Source organism: Pedomonas mirosovicensis, assembly GCF_022569295.1.
GTDB classification, from domain to species: domain Bacteria; phylum Pseudomonadota; class Alphaproteobacteria; order Sphingomonadales; family Sphingomonadaceae; genus Pedomonas; species Pedomonas mirosovicensis.
Window position 1 is genome coordinate 85,832 of record NZ_JAKFIA010000002.1, and the last position, 17,810, is coordinate 103,641.

General features: G+C 67.4%; 14 protein-coding genes. 2 read left to right on the top strand and 12 right to left on the bottom strand.

What is annotated here, in order from left to right:
* Window positions 1-87: 87 nt before the first annotated feature.
* The gene (locus L0C21_RS13360; protein ID WP_259278941.1) at window positions 88-489 is read right to left on the bottom strand and encodes a DUF6491 family protein; all 402 of its coding nucleotides are present in this window, start codon (window positions 487-489) and stop codon (window positions 88-90) included.
* A 104-nt stretch (window positions 490-593) separates the two neighbouring features.
* The gene (locus L0C21_RS13365) at window positions 594-1,640 is read right to left on the bottom strand and encodes a LacI family DNA-binding transcriptional regulator (RefSeq protein WP_259278942.1); all 1,047 of its coding nucleotides are present in this window, start codon (window positions 1,638-1,640) and stop codon (window positions 594-596) included.
* 184 nt (window positions 1,641-1,824) lie between these two features.
* Here L0C21_RS13365 and L0C21_RS13370 point away from each other — a divergent pair, with 184 nt between their 5' ends.
* Both L0C21_RS13370 and mgrA read left to right on the top strand, forming a co-directional pair.
* Window positions 1,825-2,859, top strand: a complete 1,035-nt coding sequence (locus L0C21_RS13370; RefSeq protein ID WP_259278943.1) for an oxidoreductase — start codon at window positions 1,825-1,827, stop codon at window positions 2,857-2,859.
* Between the two features lie 44 nt (window positions 2,860-2,903).
* A complete protein-coding gene (mgrA, locus tag L0C21_RS13375) occupies window positions 2,904-3,965 on the top strand; it encodes an L-glyceraldehyde 3-phosphate reductase (protein WP_310593392.1) in 1,062 nt (353 codons plus the stop codon).
* A gap of 95 nt (window positions 3,966-4,060) precedes the next feature.
* Here mgrA and pgi read toward each other — a convergent pair whose 3' ends face one another.
* The 10 genes from pgi to L0C21_RS13425 all read right to left on the bottom strand — a co-directional run bounded on the left by pgi (window position 4,061) and on the right by L0C21_RS13425 (window position 17,730).
* Window positions 4,061-5,626, bottom strand: coding sequence for a glucose-6-phosphate isomerase (gene pgi / locus L0C21_RS13380; protein WP_374940281.1), 1,566 nt, complete (start codon window positions 5,624-5,626; stop codon window positions 4,061-4,063).
* 19 nt (window positions 5,627-5,645) lie between these two features.
* The gene (locus L0C21_RS13385) at window positions 5,646-6,275 is read right to left on the bottom strand and encodes a bifunctional 4-hydroxy-2-oxoglutarate aldolase/2-dehydro-3-deoxy-phosphogluconate aldolase (protein WP_259278945.1); all 630 of its coding nucleotides are present in this window, start codon (window positions 6,273-6,275) and stop codon (window positions 5,646-5,648) included.
* Entirely contained in the window at window positions 6,272-7,240 is a 969-nt protein-coding gene (glk, locus tag L0C21_RS13390) for a glucokinase (protein WP_259278946.1), read from the bottom strand. The genes L0C21_RS13385 and glk overlap by 4 nt, the downstream gene beginning before the upstream one ends.
* A gap of 3 nt (window positions 7,241-7,243) precedes the next feature.
* A complete protein-coding gene (gene edd / locus L0C21_RS13395; protein ID WP_259278947.1) occupies window positions 7,244-9,064 on the bottom strand; it encodes a phosphogluconate dehydratase in 1,821 nt (606 codons plus the stop codon).
* Window positions 9,061-9,690 carry a 6-phosphogluconolactonase gene (locus tag L0C21_RS13400; protein ID WP_259278948.1) on the bottom strand — a complete coding sequence of 210 codons (630 nt, stop codon included), beginning with the start codon at window positions 9,688-9,690 and terminating at the stop codon, window positions 9,061-9,063. Before L0C21_RS13400 ends, edd begins: the two co-directional genes overlap by 4 nt.
* Window positions 9,683-11,149, bottom strand: a complete 1,467-nt coding sequence (zwf, locus tag L0C21_RS13405; RefSeq protein WP_259278949.1) for a glucose-6-phosphate dehydrogenase — start codon at window positions 11,147-11,149, stop codon at window positions 9,683-9,685. Before zwf ends, L0C21_RS13400 begins: the two co-directional genes overlap by 8 nt.
* 134 nt (window positions 11,150-11,283) lie before the next feature.
* A complete protein-coding gene (locus L0C21_RS13410; protein ID WP_259278950.1) occupies window positions 11,284-12,081 on the bottom strand; it encodes a class I mannose-6-phosphate isomerase in 798 nt (265 codons plus the stop codon).
* A 12-nt stretch (window positions 12,082-12,093) separates the two neighbouring features.
* Window positions 12,094-12,822 carry an SGNH/GDSL hydrolase family protein gene (locus L0C21_RS13415; RefSeq protein WP_259278951.1) on the bottom strand — a complete coding sequence of 243 codons (729 nt, stop codon included), beginning with the start codon at window positions 12,820-12,822 and terminating at the stop codon, window positions 12,094-12,096.
* The gene (locus L0C21_RS13420; protein WP_259278952.1) at window positions 12,822-14,321 is read right to left on the bottom strand and encodes a carboxylesterase/lipase family protein; all 1,500 of its coding nucleotides are present in this window, start codon (window positions 14,319-14,321) and stop codon (window positions 12,822-12,824) included. The genes L0C21_RS13415 and L0C21_RS13420 overlap by 1 nt, the downstream gene beginning before the upstream one ends.
* Window positions 14,314-17,730 carry a glycosyl hydrolase 2 galactose-binding domain-containing protein gene (locus L0C21_RS13425; RefSeq protein WP_259278953.1) on the bottom strand — a complete coding sequence of 1,139 codons (3,417 nt, stop codon included), beginning with the start codon at window positions 17,728-17,730 and terminating at the stop codon, window positions 14,314-14,316. Before L0C21_RS13425 ends, L0C21_RS13420 begins: the two co-directional genes overlap by 8 nt.
* Window positions 17,731-17,810: the final 80 nt, after the last annotated feature.

Genomic DNA, 17,810 nt, shown 5'->3' on the forward strand with positions numbered 1-17,810 from the left:
GCTATCCAAATCGGAAGGAAGCAGCCAGCCGTCCTGAAGCTGCTCTCATCCCCATAGGCGATTAAGGGTTGGCCCAGCGGGACGCTGTTATCTTTGCCGTTCTTTGCCGATGGGCGTGAATTCCCCAAGCCTGCAAATGGGGAAGGCTTTTATGCCGACGGACCGCATCGCCATGGGGTCAACCACCCGGAAACTGTCGTTGCGGCAATACTGGCTGCCGTGCACCTCGAACACCAAGGTTTCCATGTCCGCGCGGCTCAGCGACGGGCAAGCGGCAGGGAGATCGTTGCGGTAGCGCTTGCCGCCCAGCATCTCGAACAGGATGGCCTTGTCCCCCAGCGGGCGGCGACTGACGACCTGGTCCTTATTGATGCAGGAAACCGGCTTGCCGGTTGCGGGCGCGGCAAGCGCAGGGTCTGGCTTTGCCTCCTGCGTGGCGCAAGCGGCCAGAGCCAGCATGACCGCAAGGGACGGAACTGTCAGCCGCATGTGCAACCTCCCTACCCAAACCCGGATCCCCCGCCCATCCGACAGTGGGCAGACAAGGGTATCGCGCCATCGCCCCACCAGCAAGGGATGGCGAAGGCGCGTCCTTATCCCGCGGCGCGCGGCGCGCGGCGCTTGACGGCGGCAGGCAGCGCGGCAGTGGAGCCCCGCACCACCATATCATAGGCCAGCTGCACCACAGAGGCGGTCTTCTTGCCCGCCAGCCGATCGATCAGCAGCCCCACCGCCGCATGAGCCATGTCGCAGCTTGGTTGCCGCACCGTCGTCAGCGACGGCCAGACGACGCTTGCAAGCTGCGTATCGTCAAATCCGCTGACGGAAAGATCGCCCGGCACGCTGACGCCCAGCTCATGGGCGGCCATCAGCACACCCGCTGCCATGTCGTCATTGGAGGCGAAGATTGCTGTCGGCCGGTCGCGCTTCGATAGCATCTGCCGGCCGGCTTCCGCGCCGGAGGCAACGGTGTTGAAGCCGTGCGCCATCCATGCCTCACGGATCTTGAGTCCCCGGCTCTCCATCTCCTTCTGGAAACCCTGCAGGCGCTGGCGGCTCGATACGTGCTCGGGGTGGCCGGCGATGAAGCCGATGTCCCGGTGCCCGAGGCCGACGAGATAGGCTGTCATCTCACGGGCCGCGGCCTCATCGTCCATCATCACCGAAAGGGTGGCCCGCGCCTGATCGTCCGGCGCGATGCACACGAAGGTGACGTTCCGGCGCTCCAGCGCGCGCAGCAGCTTCGCGTTGCCGGACATGGGCGGGGCAATCACCAGCCCATCCACATGGGTCTGCTCGACCATCGCCAGAACCTCAGCAACGGCATCCTCCCCCATGTCGTTGCAGGGCTGGATGAACAGCCGGTACCCTTCCGCCCGGCAGCGGGTCATCGCGCCGCTCTGCACGTCCATGACATAGCTGGCGCTGGGATTGTCATACACAAGGCCGACCAGCTTCGAGCGCCTTCCCGCCAGACTGCGGGCATGCAAGCTGGGCTGATAATCCAGCGCCGCCATCGCTTCCCGCACGCGGTCCCGGGTTTCCGGCCGCACATTGGGCTCGTTGTTCATGACGCGGGAGACCGTCTTGATCGACACTCCAGCCAGCGCGGCCACATCATCAATCGTCTTGCGCGCCATTGTTCTGTTCTCTCCCCCGTATCCACGCCCGACGGACGCGGGTCTGCTATACCATGGTTCCGCCCGATCCAAAATCGCGCGGCGTATCCTGCCTGTCCGCAATCCTACCACACGGACTTGCTGGATGTGACATCGTTGTCATATCCTTGCCCGAAATACAGCCCACATCCACAAGAGGAAGCGCATGACCGCCCCTATTTCCGCAGGCATGATCGGTTTCGGGCTGGCGGGCGCAGTGTTCCATGCCCAGCTGATTCGCGCGATCCCAGGCCTCAGGCTGACGCATGTTTGCACCTCCCGCACGGCGGAGGCCCAGCAGGCAGGACTTGCGGTGGCGGAAAGCGCGGACACGATGCTGGCTGATCCGGGTATTGATCTCGTCGTCATCGCCTCGCCCAACCACACCCACTTTCCGCTGGCCAGGGCCGCCCTGATGGCGGGCAAGCATGTAGTGGTGGACAAGCCAATCGCCGTGACTATCGAGGAGGCGGATGAACTTATTGCGCTGGCACGCACGCGGCAGCGGCTGCTCACGGTGTTTCACAACCGCCGCTGGGACGGCGACTTCCTCACGCTGAGGCACCTGATCGATGAGGGACAGCTCGGCGAGATCATGCTGTACGAGGCATGGTGGGACCGGTTTCGCCCCACGATCAAGCAAGGCTGGCGCGAGACGGCCACGCCTGGCGGCGGCCTGCTCAATGATCTGGGCCCGCATCTCATCGACCAGGCAATCAGCCTGTTCGGTTGGCCTGAGGCCATAAGCGCGGATATCGCGGCGCAGCGGCAAGGCGTGTGCGTTGATGACTATTTTGCCCTCACGCTCTACTACGGCGAGAAGCGCGTGCGGCTCGGCGCATCCACGCTGGTCGCCCACCCTCGCCCCCGCTTCGCGGCGCACGGCATGCGCGGGAGCTTCATAAAACACGGCCTCGACCCGCAGGAGGCGCAGCTGCGCGCCGGAATGCCGCCCACGGCGGACGGGTTCGGCGTCGATGCGCCGGAGCATTACGGCACGCTCCACAGCGCGGACGGGCAAGCCGTCGTAATCCCGACCGAGACCGGCCGGTGGGTGACGTTCTACGAGGCCGTTCGGGATGCCATCCGCTCGGGTGCGCCCGCGCCGGTCGACCCCGCTGATGCGCGCGCAGGGCTCGCGCTGATTGAACTGGCCCGGCGCAGCGCTCGGGAAGGCCGACGCCTTGCCGCCGATGCCTGATCCCCATAGTTTCCAAACGAACCTGATGTTGCGAGAGGGAGCTTATGCTTAATCCCATGCCCTATACCGCCGATCCTCAACGCTATGATGGCCGGATGCCCTACCGCCGCTGCGGGCGCAGCGGGCTCGACCTGCCGGCGATTTCGCTCGGCCTGTGGCAGAACTTCGGCGGCGTCGACTGCTTCGAGACCGGCCGCGCCGTTTTGCGCCGGGCGTTCGATCGGGGCGTCACCCATTTCGACCTCGCCAACAACTACGGCCCGCCCTACGGCTCGGCGGAGGAGAATTTCGGCCGCATCCTGAAGGCGGACTTCGCCGCGCACCGGGACGAACTGGTGATCTCCACCAAGGCCGGGTGGGACATGTGGCCGGGGCCATATGGCGGCATCGGCGGCAGCCGGAAATATCTCATCGCCAGCCTCGACCAGAGCCTGAAGCGCATGGGGCTCGATTACGTCGATATTTTCTATTCCCACCGGGTGGACCCGAAAACCCCGCTCGAGGAAACCATGGGCGCGCTCGCCCACATCCACCGGCAGGGCAAGGCGCTCTATGTGGGCATTTCCTCCTACTCGCCCGAGCTGACGCGGCAGGCCCACGCCATTTTGAAAGCGGAAGGCGTGCCGCTCCTCATCCATCAGCCGTCCTATTCCATGCTCAACCGCTGGATCGAAGGCGGCCTGCTCGACACGCTCGGCGACCTTGGCGTCGGCTGCATCGCCTTCTCGCCGCTGGCGCAGGGCATGCTGACGAACAAATATCTGAACGGCGTGCCGGAGGATGCGCGCGTGACCAAGGGCCGCTCCCTGCGCGAGGGGATGCTGTCTTCGGAAAATATCGAGCGCATCCGCCAGCTGGACGCCATCGCCCGCGCGCGCGGCCAGACGCTCGCCCAGATGGCCATTGCCTGGGTGCTGCGCGAGCCGCGCGTCACCTCCGCGCTCATCGGCGCGCGCACCGTCGCGCAGCTCGATGACTCGCTCGACGCGCTGAAGAACCTCGCCTTCACCGAGGAGGAGCTGCGCCGCATCGACGCCTACGCCATCGACGGCGGCATCGACCTGTGGGAAGTCTCCGCCCGCCTGACTCTGGCGGACATGGTGTAGGTATTCTGCGGGATTATTGCAGGGCGTGGCCCTTAAATCGGACGGGAGGTGCAGGAGGGGTAAGCCCCTCCTGCAAAGAAAATAAAATCCTAATCTTACCCCCGGAACGCGCGCTGCATCAGCGCCAGCGTGGAGGGGTCAAACCCTGCGCCTGCGCTCGTATCGCCGCCCAGCAGCTTTTCCATCGCCTTGGCCATTTCCTTGCCCAGCTCGACGCCCATCTGATCGAAGGCGTTGATGCCGAGAAGAACGGCGGCGCTGAAGGTGCGGTGCTCATAAAAGGCGAGCAGCATACCGAGAGCGCGCGGGCTGAGCCGCTCCAGCAGAACCGTGGTGGACGGCCGGTTGCCGGTGAACTGCTTGGCCGCCGCCAGCGCGGTATCGCCGTTGCTGAGCGCCAGCGCCTCCTCGAACGTGCGGCCGCGCATCAGCGCCGCGCCCTGCGCGAAGCAGTTGGCGAGCAGCTGCTGGTGGTGGGTGCCGCCGAGGCTGTGGCCCGGCTCCACCACGGCGATGAATTCGGTCGGCACCAGATGGGTGCCCTGATGCAGCAGCTGGAAGACGGCGTGCTGCGCGTCCGTGCCCGTGCCGCCCCAGGTGATGGCGGCCGTTGCGTAATCGACAGGCGTGCCGTCCCGCGTCACGCGCTTGCCGTTGCTCTCCATCTCCAGCTGCTGGAGATAGGCGGGCAGCAAGCGCAGGCGCTCGTCGTAGGCGAAGACCGCCCGCGTCTCGGCCTTGAGGAAGGTGGCATACCACACATCAAGCATGGCGGCGAGAACGGGCGCGTTGCGGGCAAGCGGCGTGTCGCGGAAGTGGCGGTCCATCTCCGCCGCGCCGTCCAGCAATTCCTCGAATGCCGCCCATCCCGCGGACAGCGCGAACGGCAGGCCGACGGCGGACCACAGCGAGTAGCGCCCGCCCACGGTCTCGGCGAAGGGGAGGATTGCCTCTTGCCCGAGGCCGAATTTCCGGGCCTGTGCCGGTGCGGCAGTGACCGCCACACAGCGGGTGAGCGGATCGGCAACGCCTGCCGCGCGCATCCAGTCGATGGCGGCCTCAGCATTGGTCATGGTCTCGGTGGTGGTGAAGGTCTTGGAGACGATGACGATAAGCGTCTCGGCCGGGTTGAAGCGTTTCAGGGCAGGCTCCAGCGCCGCGCCGTCGATGTTGGCGATAACCTCCACCTCATGGCGGCTGTTCTGCCGGGCCAGGGCGTCGAGCAGCAACGCCGGACCCAGGGCCGAGCCGCCGATGCCGATGTGGAGCACGTGGCGGATGGGGCCGAACGCGCCCGCGTCCACCCGCTCCACCAGCGCCTTCATGCGGGCCTTGGCGTCGGATGCGGCGGCGACATTCGCCTCCGCGCCGACGCCGCGCTCGGCCGGGTGGGTGGCCGCGCGATTTTCGGTGGGGTTGACGACGTGTCCTGCGAACAGGGCGGCGCGCCAGCGGTCGAGCTCCGCGTCCGCCGCCAGCTTTTCCAGCAGCGCAAGCGTGCGGGCGTCCGCATGGGTTTTGGAGAAATCGAAGTGCAGCGGGCCGATGTTAAGCGACAGCCGATCCAGCCGGTCCGCCTCTTGCGCGAATAACTCCACCAGCGAAAAGGCGCGCGCCTCTTCCGCATGAGCCGTCAATGCCTGCCAGGCTTCACCCTTCATCATGCCCCCTTCTCTTACCTTAGATGGATGCGCGCAGCTGCGCCGCCTGCCGGGCCTTGGCCTCGATACCCGCCCAGTCGCCAGCCTTCAACATAGACGCCGGGGCAATCCAAGATCCACCCACGCAATAGATTTGCGGATGGGCGAGCCACGCGGAAGCCGTCGCCTCGGTGATACCTCCGGTCGGGCAGAAGCGACACTGAAAGAAGGGCGCAGCCAGTGCCTTCAGCGCGGGCAGGCCGCCCGAGCTTTCGGCGGGGAAGAACTTGAAGTGGTCAAGCCCCAGGTCGAGCCCGCGCATGATATCGCCCGCCGTCGCAACACCGGGCAGGAACGGCACGCCGGATGCCTTGGCGGCTTCCGCCAGCGGCCGGGTGAGACCGGGGCTGACGATGAACTGCGCGCCCGCATCCGTCGCGCGCTGCAGGTCCTCGCCGTTCAGCACCGTGCCCGCGCCGACGAGCGCGCCCTTCACGGTGCTCATGGCGCGGATGACGTCGAGCGCGGCCGGGGTGCGGAGCGTCACTTCCAGGACCGGCAGGCCGCCCGCGACCAGCGCCTCGGCCAGCGGCACCGCATGGGCCACGTCATCAACCACCAGCACCGGGATGACCGGTGCGGTCTGCATCACGCTGGCGATAGAGGTCATAAACAATGCTCCTCAGCAAAGGCCGCGGCCGCGCCGAACAGGCCGGGGTGCGGATGGGTAATCAGCTTGACCGGAAGCCGGGCCATCATCGATTCAAACCGGCCTTTGGCGGTGAACCGCTGGGCGAAGCCTGAGTTCGGCAGAATTTCCGCGAGCCGCTGGCCGACGCCGCCCGCGATGACGACGCCGCAGGCGCCGTGCGCCAGCGCCAGATCGCCCGCCACGCTGCCGAGGCTCATGCAAAACCGCTCCAGCGCAGCGCTGGCAAGGCTGTCGCGCCCTTCCAGGGCCGCCGTCCACAGTGCCACGTCGTCGCCTGCCTGGATACATTGGCCCTCGAGGGCGCCCAGCGCCTCGTATATGTTCCGCAGGCCCGGCCCGGAGACGATGCGCTCGATGGAGACGCGGCGGTAGCGCTCGCGCAGGCGCGTGAGGATGGCGTCCTCCACGCTGTCGAGCGGTGCGAAATCGATATGCCCGCCTTCGCACTCGATAACATGATAGCGGCCCCGGCGGCGCAGCACGTGGGTAACGCCGAGCCCGGTGCCCGGCCCCAGCACGGTGATGACACCATCCTCTGGCAGCGGCGCGTCCGGCCCGCACAGGTGCTGGAGGTCTTCGGGCGCGGCTTGCGCCACCGCATGGCCGATCGCGCCGAAGTCGTTCACCAGCGTGAAGCTCTCCAGCCCTAGCCGGTCGTGAAACTGGCCGGGCTTGATAACCCACGGATTGTTGGTGAGCTTCAGCGTCTCGCCGATGATGGGGCAGGCAACCGCAATCCCGGCGCGCGGCGGCAGCGGGCGGCCCGCTTCACGCGCGAAGGCCTCCCACGCCATTTGCAGGCTGGCGTGCTCCGCCGTTTTCATCTTCACCGGCGCGTGGAGGGCCGTCATCCGCCCGTCCTCCACCTCGGCGATGGCAAAGCGGGCGTGGGTGCCGCCAATATCAACCGCAACAACATCCATGGCTTACAGCCCTGCGCTGGCCAGCATGGCCGATGCGCCGCGTTCGGCGTCGTCGGCTCCCTGGCGCATGAACGCGAACAGCTCGCGGCCGGTGCCCGCCACCGGGGCGGGCTGCTTTGCTTCCAGGCGCGCGGCCCATTCAGCTTCGTCCACAAGGGCGGAAAGGCTGCCGTCCTCAGCGCAGAGGCGCACGATGTCGCCGTCCCGCAGTTTGGCGAGCGGCCCACCACCCACGGCTTCCGGGCTCACGTGGATGGCGGCCGGCACCTTGCCCGACGCGCCGGACATGCGCCCGTCCGTCACCAGCGCCACCTTGTGCCCGCGATCCTGCAACACGCCCAGCTGCGGCGTCAGCTTGTGCAGCTCGGGCATGCCGTTGGCGCGCGGACCCTGGAAGCGGACGACGACCACCACGTCGCGCTCCAGCTCGCCCGCCTTGAAGGCAGCGAGCACGGCGTCCTGATTGTCGAACACGCGGGCCGGGGCCTCGATGGTCCAGCGGGAGGGATCGACCGCGCTGGTCTTGAAGATGCCGCGACCCAGATTGCCCGCGACCAGCCGCATTCCGCCATCGGGCTGGAACGGGTTGGCGGCCGGGCGCAGCATCGTCTCATCGAGGCTCTGTGCGGGGGCGTCGCGCCACACCAGCGTCTCGCCGTCGAGCGCCGGTTCCCTCGCATAGTCGGCAAGGCTCTGCCCGGAGACGGTGAGGATGTCCGGGTGCAGCAGCCCCGCGCCGATCAGCTCGCGGATGACGAAGCCGAGGCCGCCCGCCGCGTGGAAATGGTTCACGTCGCCCTGCCCGTTGGGATAGACGCGGGTGAGCAGCGGCACGATGGAGGACAGGCGGTCCAGATCCTCCCAGTCGATGACGATGCCCGCCGCACGGGCGATGGCGGGAATGTGAATGGCGTGGTTGGTGGAGCCGCCGGTGGCGAGCAAGCCCACCGCCGCGTTGACGATGGCTTTTTCATCGATGCAGCGGCCGAGCGGCCGATAGTCGTTGCCCTGCCAGCCGATGGCGGCGAGCCGGTGCACGGCGGCGCGGGTGAGCGCCTGACGCAGCGGGGTGCCGGGGTTGACGAAGGCGCTGCCGGGCACGTGCAGGCCCATCATCTCCATCATCATCTGGTTGGAGTTGGCGGTGCCGTAGAAGGTGCAGGTGCCGGGACTGTGGTAGCTGGCGGATTCCGCCTCCAGCAGTTCCTCCCGCCCCACCTTGCCTTCGGCGTAAAGCTGGCGGATGCGCGCCTTCTCCTTGTTCGGGAGCCCCGAGGGCATGGGACCGGCGGGCACCAGAATGGCGGGCAGATGCCCGAAGCGCAGCGCGCCCATGAGGAGGCCCGGCACGATCTTGTCGCAGATGCCCAGCAACAGCGTGCCCTCAAACATGCCATGCGAGAGGGCGACGGCAGTCGAAAGCGCGATGGTGTCCCGGCTGAAGAGGGACAGCTCCATGCCGCTCTGGCCTTGCGTGACGCCATCGCACATGGCGGGAACGCCACCCGCCACCTGCGCGGTTGCGCCCACTTCCCGGGCGAAGAGCTTGATCTGCTCCGGATAGCGCCCGTAGGGCTGGTGGGCCGAGAGCATGTCGTTATAGGCGGTCACGATGCCGATGTTCATGGCAGACATGCCACGGATGGCGGGCTTGTCCTCACCCGCCGCCGCGAAGCCGTGGGCGAGGTTGCCGCAACTGAGGCGCGGCCGGTCGACGCCCGCCTCGCGTTCCCGGTCGATGAGGTCGAGATAGGCCGCGCGGCGCTCCCGCGAGCGTTCGATGATGCGGTCGGTAACCGCCGAGAGAATGGGGTGCAGGCTCATGATGCGCTCCAGAACAGATCGACCGGGCAGCGCGCCGCGCGCAGCAGCCGGGCTATGGGCAGGCTGGACCTGCCCGCGATGGCCGCCTCCAGCACCGCGCGCTTCTCCGCCCCGCGCACCACCAGCATGATCTGGCGGGTTGCGGTGAGCGCGGCCAGCGTCAGGGTGAGGCGCTCGAACGGGGCCTCGGGCGGCAGCGGGTCGGGCCGGGCGCGCACGACGCTCGGCGGCAGATCGTCGGCGGGCTCGCAGCCGGGGAAGATGGAGGCGATGTGGCCGTCCGCCCCCATGCCGAGCCAGACCAAGTCGAACGGCTCCACCGCCGCGCCCTCGACGAGGGGCGAGAGCTGCGCGCCGGTTGCGCCCAGCGTTTCGGTGAGCAGGCGGAAATTGTTGGCCGGGTGGTCGGCGGGGACCAGCCGGTCGTCGGTCAGCGTGATGCTGAGCTGGTCCCATGCCAGCGGATGGCGGGCCAGTTCGGCAAAGATCGGCCCCGGCGTGCGCCCGCCCGGCACGGCGATGGACTTCGGCCCGCCGCCTTCCAGCACGGAGGCGAGGTAGGCGGCAACGGCGGCGTCATCGGCCCGATCTGCCCAGCGTATCCCGGTTTGGCGAAGATCAGTCATGCCAGCTCACTCCGTCCCGCTCGGTGAGGGCAATGGCGGCGGAAGGCCCCCAGGTGCCCGCCGCGTAGGGGCGCGGCTGCATGCCGCTCGCCACCCAGCCGGTGCGGATGGTATCGATCCATTCCCACTGCGCCTCCACCTCGTCGCGGCGCACGAACAGGGTGGGATCGTCCTCGATCAGATCGAGAAGCAAACGCTCGTAGGCGATGCGGCGGCGCACATCGGCAAAGGCGTTGGCAAGGCCCAGATCCAGCGGCACCTCGCGCAGGCGGATGCCGTCGCGGTCCAGCCCCGGCTGCTTGGCCATCATCAGGAGACGGATATTCTCCTCCGGCTGGAGGCGGATGACCAGCTTGTTGGGCTTCAGCTGCGCGCCGCGCGCATCGAAGATGGAGTGCGGCACGCCCTTGAACTGGATGATGATTTCCGACTGGCGCTGCGGCAGCCGCTTGCCGGTGCGAAGGTAAAAGGGCACGCCCTTCCAGCGCCAGTTGTCCACATGCGCCTTGATGGCAACGAACGTTTCGGTACTGGACGGCTTGCCCAGCTCGTCCGCATAGCCCGGCACCGGCGCACCGCCCACCGACCCTGCGGTGTACTGGCCGATAACGCTGAGCTTCTCGATGCCCGTGCGGTCGATGGGCCGCAGCGAGCGCAGCACCTTCACCTTCTCGTCGCGAATGGCGGTGGCGTCGAACTGGCTCGGCGGCTCCATTGCGACCAGCGCCAGCAGTTGCAGCATGTGGTTCTGCACCATGTCCCGGAGCGCGCCCGCGCCGTCGTAGAAGCCGACGCGGCCTTCCAGCCCCACGGTCTCGGCGACGGTGATCTGCACATGGTCGATGCCGCCCGCATTCCACAGCGGCTCGAACAGGGCATTACCGAAGCGCAGCGCGAGCAGGTTCTGCACCGTTTCCTTGCCGAGGTAGTGGTCGATGCGGAAAATCCGGTTCTCGGGGAAGACCTCCGCCACCGCGTCGTTGATCACCCGGCTGGAGGCGAGATCATGCCCCAGCGGCTTCTCCAGCCCGATCCGCGCCACCTCGCCCGCCAGCCCCGCGCCCGCCAGCCCGGCAATGGTCGCGCCGAACAGCTGCGGCGCGGTCGACAGGAAAATCGCCAGCCCGCCCGGCGTCTCGCCCACGGCCTCGGCCAGCGCGCCGTAGCCCTTGGTATCGGACGCATCGAGCGGCACATAGGTCAGGCGATCGAGGAAGGCGCTGATCGCGGCCTCGGTCCGCCGCTCCTCGGGGATGAAGCGCTCCAGCGCCTCGGCAGCAAAGGCGTGGTAGCCGGGCGTATCCAGCTGGCTGCGCGCCGTCGCCACGATCCGCAGCGCCCTGGGCAGCAGCCCGTCTGCCGCAAGGCCATAGAGCGAGGGCAGCAACATGCGCTGGGCCAGATCGCCCGTCGCGCCGAACAGCAGCAGGCAGTCGGCAGGCGTTGCAGGTCGCGTCATAGGGCACATATCCCCTTTGTTGGTCAGGCGTCACTCCGTTGCGGATGAACGCCCCGGTATCCGGTCAGATTCGGCTGAAACAGGCGCGAACCGGGCGGCGGCGCACAGCACCCCCAACCCCCTTATCGCCTCCCTTATACAGCCGCCGCCAGCAAAATGACAGCGTTGTCTTTCTTTTCAAGAGCAGCGTTTGCCGGAACGTAGAGGCACTCGCCGGGACCGGCGGTGTGCTCGCCGCACTGGGCCTCGCCGGAAAGCGGCATCACCCAGCGCTGCTTGCCCGACAGATGCGCGGGCACCGCCGCCAGGTCTTCCACGTGGAAGACTGAAAAGTAGTCACCATCCACCAGCAGGAGATTGCCGCTGTTGGCCTCGCGCGTCGCCAGCGATTCGGGATAGGGCCCGGCTTTGGAGACGGCGACGCCGTCGTCCAGATGCAGCTCGCGCGGGCGGCCGTAATCATAGAGGCGGTAGGTCACGTCCACGTTCTGCTGCACTTCAAGAAGCGAAATCCCGGCGCCGATGGCGTGCACGGTGCCTGCGGGCACGTAGAAGAAGTCCCCGGCCTTGACCGGCTTCCAGTCCATCAGCTCCTCGATCGACCCGTCGAGCGCCGCCGCCCGCAATTCCTCGGGCGACAGCAGTTTTGTAAGGCCGAGGCCAAGGGTCGCGCCGGGTTCTGCGTCCAGAATGTACCAGCATTCGGTCTTGCCCGCAGGCAGGCCGCGCTCCTGCGCTTCCGCATCATTCGGGTGCACCTGAATGGACAGGCGCTCGCTGGTGAAGATGTATTTGACGAGAATCGGCAGGTGCTGTTCCGCGCTCGCTGCGAACCAGACCTCGCCGATGCGCCGCCCGTCCGTGCCCGTAAACAACGACGGCAGTTCCGTGCGGCCCCAGGGCTTCTCCACATAGTTGGGCGAAAGCTTCATGGCTGTTCTTTCCTAAACGTTCAGCTGCGACAGGACCGGCGCGAGCGCCGCCCCCATCGCGTCATAGCCTGCCTCGGTCGGGTGCACACCATCGTAGGCAAGGCCGGGGCGCATGCCGCCCTGCCCGTCGCTGAGCACCGGATGATAGTCGAGCCAGAGGGAGCCGCTCTCTTCTGCAAACGCCTTGATCCAGCGATTGAGCGCGCGGATGGGCGCGACCGTCTCCAGCCCCGGCCGCCATGGAAAGCTGGCGGCGGGCGGAATGGAGGCGAGGATTACCCGGATGCCGTGTTGCTTCGCGACGGCGGTCATGGCGCGGATGTTGTTGCGCGTCATCTCCTCCGTCATCGGCCCGGTGTTGCCCGCGATGTCGTTGGTGCCCGCCATGATGTGAACGGCGCGGGGCTTCAGGGCCACCACGTCCGGCATCATGCGGACCAGCATCTGCGGCGTCGTCTGCCCGCCGATGCCCCGCCCCACCCGGCCCGGCGTGAAGAAACCGGGGCGCTTGTCCCGCCAGCCTTCGGTGATGGAATCGCCCATGAAGACGATGCTGACCGGCTTGCCTTCCGCGATCAGGCGCGCATTGTCTTCGGCGTAGCGGCCGAGATACGCCCAGTCCTCATGCAGACGGCGCTCCGCCGCGCTCTCGTGCGTTTCCGCCCGGGCGCGCAAGGAACCCACCAGCGCCGGGGCCGCCATCGCCCCGGCAAGGATGACGCGACGGGAGACTTCAGCCATCACAACCTCTCCATCAGGGAACAGGGCTGCGGTCGCAGCGCCCCCAGGGGCGTGACGCCCGCGCCGTCGAATGCCACATGGGCGGGCTTCTCCGGCCTGTAGGCAGGCCACGCGGGAAGCCCCGGCCCGTTCGGATCGCCGGTGCGGGCAAATTGCACCCAATAGGCTTGCAGCGACAAGCCGGAAGCGAAGGTTTGCTCACTGAATACGTATGAAACGTCCAGCGCGTGGCGGGTCATGCCACCATCCGGCGCGAGATCGAACTCATATTGCCAGACGGGCGCACCCTTGCGGGCGAGGATCTGCGCCATCCGGTTGGCCGGGCAGCGGAAGGTGACGTCGGTTGCGATCTGCTGGTCACGCGTGCCGAGCCGGGGATGGGGCGCGGGATCGGGCGCGTCCAGCCGGTAGAAGGCCCGCGCCTCGGCTTCGTTTGCCCCGAACGCCTTGGCGACGAAGGCGTCGCGGTGCGGGCGGCCGCCGGGCAGGTCCAGCTCGAACCGGTTGCTGCCGACGATGACCGGGCGGGGCGGCGCTTCGGCCAGCAGATCGTGCGGAGACTTCGGCAGCACCGCGCCATCGATGGTGGTGCGTAGCCACATGTAGTCGTCGCTCTCCAGCGCGTCGTCGTGCAGCTTGAGGTCCGCCGCCAGCAGGGCGGGAACGGAGGCGGCGCGCAGCTTCCCGATGTCGCCGCCGGTCTCCAGCAGCGCGTCCGCCTGATCGCCGATGCGCTCGGCCTCCGCAAGCGGACGGAACGGCAGGCCGAAGCCCGGCGTGCCGCTTTGCAGGATCGCCTTGGCGAACAGGCCGCCCGCCTGCGGCGTTGCCAGCATCAGGCTCACATCCTGCGAACCGGCGCTCTCGCCGACGATGGTGACGTTGGACGGATCGCCGCCGAAGCGGGCGATGTTGCGCTTGACCCATTCCAGCGCGGCCACCTGATCCATGAGGCCATAGTTGCCGGACGCCCCCTTCCCTTCCGCCGTCAGGCCGCGGTGGGAGAGGAACCCGAAGATGCCGAGCCGGTAGCGGATGCCGACCAGCACCACATTATGGCGCGTGATGGTGGAGGTGACGATATCGTTGGGCGAGCCGGCGCGGTTGCTGCCGCCGTGAATCCACACGATCACCGGCCGCTTGCCCGAAAGCCCCGGCGTGCGGATATCCAGCGTCAGGCAGTCTTCCTGCGCGAAGCGGAAATCCGCCCGGTTCCAGCCGTAGTCATTCTGAAGGCAGGCAGGTGCGGGGGTCGTGGCATCCTTGACGCCGGACCATGGGACGACCGGCGCGGGCGGCGTCCACCGCCGCTCGCCCAACGGCGGGGCGGCAAAGGGAATACCCCGGAACACGAGGGCCTGGCCTTCATCAGCCACAGCCCCACGGACCGCGCCGCCTTCGGTTTTCACCACCGGCGGCTGGGTCGCGCCCATCAATGCGACGGCCGCGAGCCCGAGCGCCAGCGGGCGCAGAGCCTTGCCGATCGTGCGCTCAGTCACGGGCTGCGACCTCCTGCGCCGGGACGTTCCAGCCGCGCAGGGTGAGATGCGGCTGAGCCTTGATGGTGGCCGGGTAGCGGATCGTGATGGTCCGACTCTCGCCCGGCAGCAGGGCGACGTAGTTGTCGCTGTAGAAGGCGGGCAGGATGCGCTCGCCCTTCTCATTCACCAGCGTCAGCTTGGCGTTGAGCGCCGCCACGGCGCCGCCGTTGGTGAGCGTCGCGGTGATGACATTGTCCGCACCATCGACGACCGGGGCCGTCGCCGCCACCTGAACCGGGGCCTGCGGCAGGTCATTCAGCGCCCGGTAGGCCGCCGTATCCTTGCCGCGCCAGTAGAAATTCTCCGCGACCGGCCTGCCTGAGGCGTCGGTGAGCTTCAGGGACACCAGCGCCATGCCGTGCCGGGCGAGAATGCCGTCCAGCGGCACCACCGGCAGGTCGGTCGCGCGGTTGGCGGCCGCATCCACCTTGTCCGTGCGGCGGAACAGCTCCCGGTTGTCGAGGCCGAGAACGCGGGTCTCGACGGTAAGGCCGGGCGCATCCTTCAGCGTGGTGTTGAGCACCACAAGCTTGTTGTCCGGCAGGTTGAGCTGCACGTGCAGCGGCTCGTTGGCCTTTTTCGCGCCGTAGTAGGCGGCGTGGGTGTCGTAGTCCCAGCTGTAGATCTGCCACGCGTTGGACGGCCAGGCCGGATGGGTCATCCACAACAGGCGGCCGCTGTTCTTGGTCCACAGGTGGCCGAGGAAGCCCTCGAACATCGCCTTGTGGGTCTCAAGGTTCATCATCTGCGCCTTGCGCTCGAAATCCTCGAGACTGGTGGGCGCGCCGAACATGGTGTTCAGCGTTTTCATGAACGTCTTCGTGTCGCCGTTTCCGGCGAAATGCCAGTCGTGATAGGCGAGCGTGTCGGAAATCGGCCAGCGGTCCGCATCCGGCACGTAAGCCTTGATGGACTCCAGCGTCGAGAGCGACGGCGTGCCGGTTTCAACCGAAAAGCCGGTGGCGAGATCGGTGAAGTAGCCGACGGGCGGGCGGTAGTTGTAGGGGCCGGAGCCTTGCAGGTTGACGACGTTGGACGAACCCGTGAACCAGCGGGTGCCGTCCAGCTCGGCGACCACGTCGTCCAGCCCCTCGTTCAGCAGCGGGTAGGGCACGCCCTCGTTGCGGCCGAACCACAGGATGATCGAGGGGTGGTTCTGGTAGCGGCGCACCGTATCGCGGGCGTTCTCGAGGAACAGCTGCGGGTCCTGCGGCTCCACCTGGAAATTCTGGGTGGACTGCCAGAAATCGTTCAGCACCATCATGCCGTATTCGTCGGCAAGGTCGTAGAACTGCGGCTCGGTGTTGGTGCCCATCCAGTTGCGGATGATGTTGAGGTTGGCCTCTTTTTGCAGGCGGAAATAGGGCTCCAGCCGCGCGCGGTCGACGCGCTTCATGGCATCGTCCATGCCCCAGTTGCCGCCACGCGCCGCGATCTTGACGCCATTGACGCGAATGGTGAGATGCGGCTCGGGAATGTCGGCCGGAATGTCTGTGACCGCAGGCGATTTTTCGCCCGCGGGCGTCAGGGACTCCGCCCAGCCTTTGGGGCTCTGCTTGATCCCCTCGTGGCTTACGTCGATGAGCTTTTCGCCCTTCAGCTTGCCGTCGGTCGTCTGCACGTTGACGCGGCGCAGCTTGCCCTTGCTGTCGAACAGCGAGAGATCATAGCTCACCTCGCGGATGCCGAAGCGCTCGCGTGCCGTGTCGGAGACGCTGCCGCCCTCGCTCGCCGTGATGGTGAGCGTGTGCAGCGCGGGCTCGCCGTAGCCGTTCGGCCACCACAGCCTGGGGTTCTTCACCCGCAGCTGCGGGAATTCGCCCGGCGCGAAACGCACGGCGGTCTCGCCCGGCACGGCGGTGATGGTCTTCTCCACCGTCACGTCGTCGAACGCGGCACGCACCGTCACCTGACGCGGCGCATCGGTCACGTTCCGCACCGGAACGGTGAAGTAGATATCCGCCGTATCCGTGCGGGGCAGCGGCAGGTCGGTGATGATCTGCGCGTCGCCGATCCGCACCGGGCCATGGGCCTCCAGCTCCACCGGCAACCAGATGCCGGTGTTGCGATCGCGAATACCGGGAATCCAGTCCCAGCCTTCGGTGGCCACGAACGTCGGGCCGTCGATGGCCAGCTGGCCGCCGTTCTCGCCGACGCCCGCCGTGATGGACTGCTCGTGCGGAATACCGGGGTGCGGCGGCGGGGAGACCTTCACCGCCACCACGTTTTCGCCCGCCACCGGCTCAATCTCGAACTGGCCGCGAATGAATGCGCCCTTCGTCCCGCCGAGCTTTCTGCCGTTCACCCACACTTCGGAGGCGTAGTTGATACCATTGAACGTGAGCGTCAGCGCCTTGCCCGCTGCCTCGGCGGGGAGGGTGAAGCTGGTGCGATACCAGTAATCCTGCCGGGCGAGGCTTTCCGGAATGGCCATGTTGTTGAGGCCGTAATAGGGGTCCGGGTAGACGCCGCGATCAACCAGCGTCGTCAGCACCGTGCCGGGCACCGTCGCCGCATACCACGCCCTGGCGTCGAAGCCGGGGCGCGAGAGGGCGGCGCCGTCCGCCTTCACCTCGGGCGCGGCGGCAAGACGCCAGCCGTTCAGCTGCCACTTGTTGGCCTCAACCGCCTGCAGGACCGGCTTCTGCTCCATGGGCTTGGCGACGGGCTGGGTAAACCCGCCCTTGCCCTTGGGCAGGGTCCAGGGGTCCTGCTGCCGCCACAGGCCGGTATTGGCCTGCTTCTGCCATTCCCAGCCGACGCCCACGTGCCAGATCTGCACCAGATCGAAATTCGGGCGGGCCTTGATGGCCGCGGCAATCTCGTCGCGGCTGAGGGCGTGGTCATGGACGGTGGCTTCGACCATCGTGCCGCCGAAGTGGGCATAGCCGTCCACCGCCGGGGCGATGGAGATGCGCGGCGCAACCGCAACCGATGGCGCAGCGCCCGTACCGACGGCGCGGCCATCCACGTAAAGGCTTGCCTGCCGCCCGTCGGAGACGGCCGCCACATAGACCCAGCGGCCCATCTCAAGGGCGGCGGAGGAGGCGACCACCCGGTTGCCGTCGCGCAGCACCAGCTTGCCCCCTTCCAGCATCAGGCGGCGGCTGGCCTCGCCCGCCGGATCGCCGATGGACATGAGGATCACCCGGCCGTCCTGCCTGGCATCCGGGCGCACCCAGGCAGAGAGGCTGAACGGAGATCCGGCGCGGGCCAGCGTCTCGGCCTTTTCAAGATTGCGCTCGATGCCGATACCGCCTTCCAGAAAAGCCGCGTTGTACGGGCCGCCGTTCGTCGGCACGGCCGATGCGGCCGGCATGGACAGAACGCTGGCAAGCAGAAGCGTGACGGTGCGAATGCCGTTCATCAATCCCCCCTGTTTATCCGCAGCCCGGCCGGCTCTTTCCGCATTCGGGCCATTATTTCAATTCTCTAACGGGCCGCTTG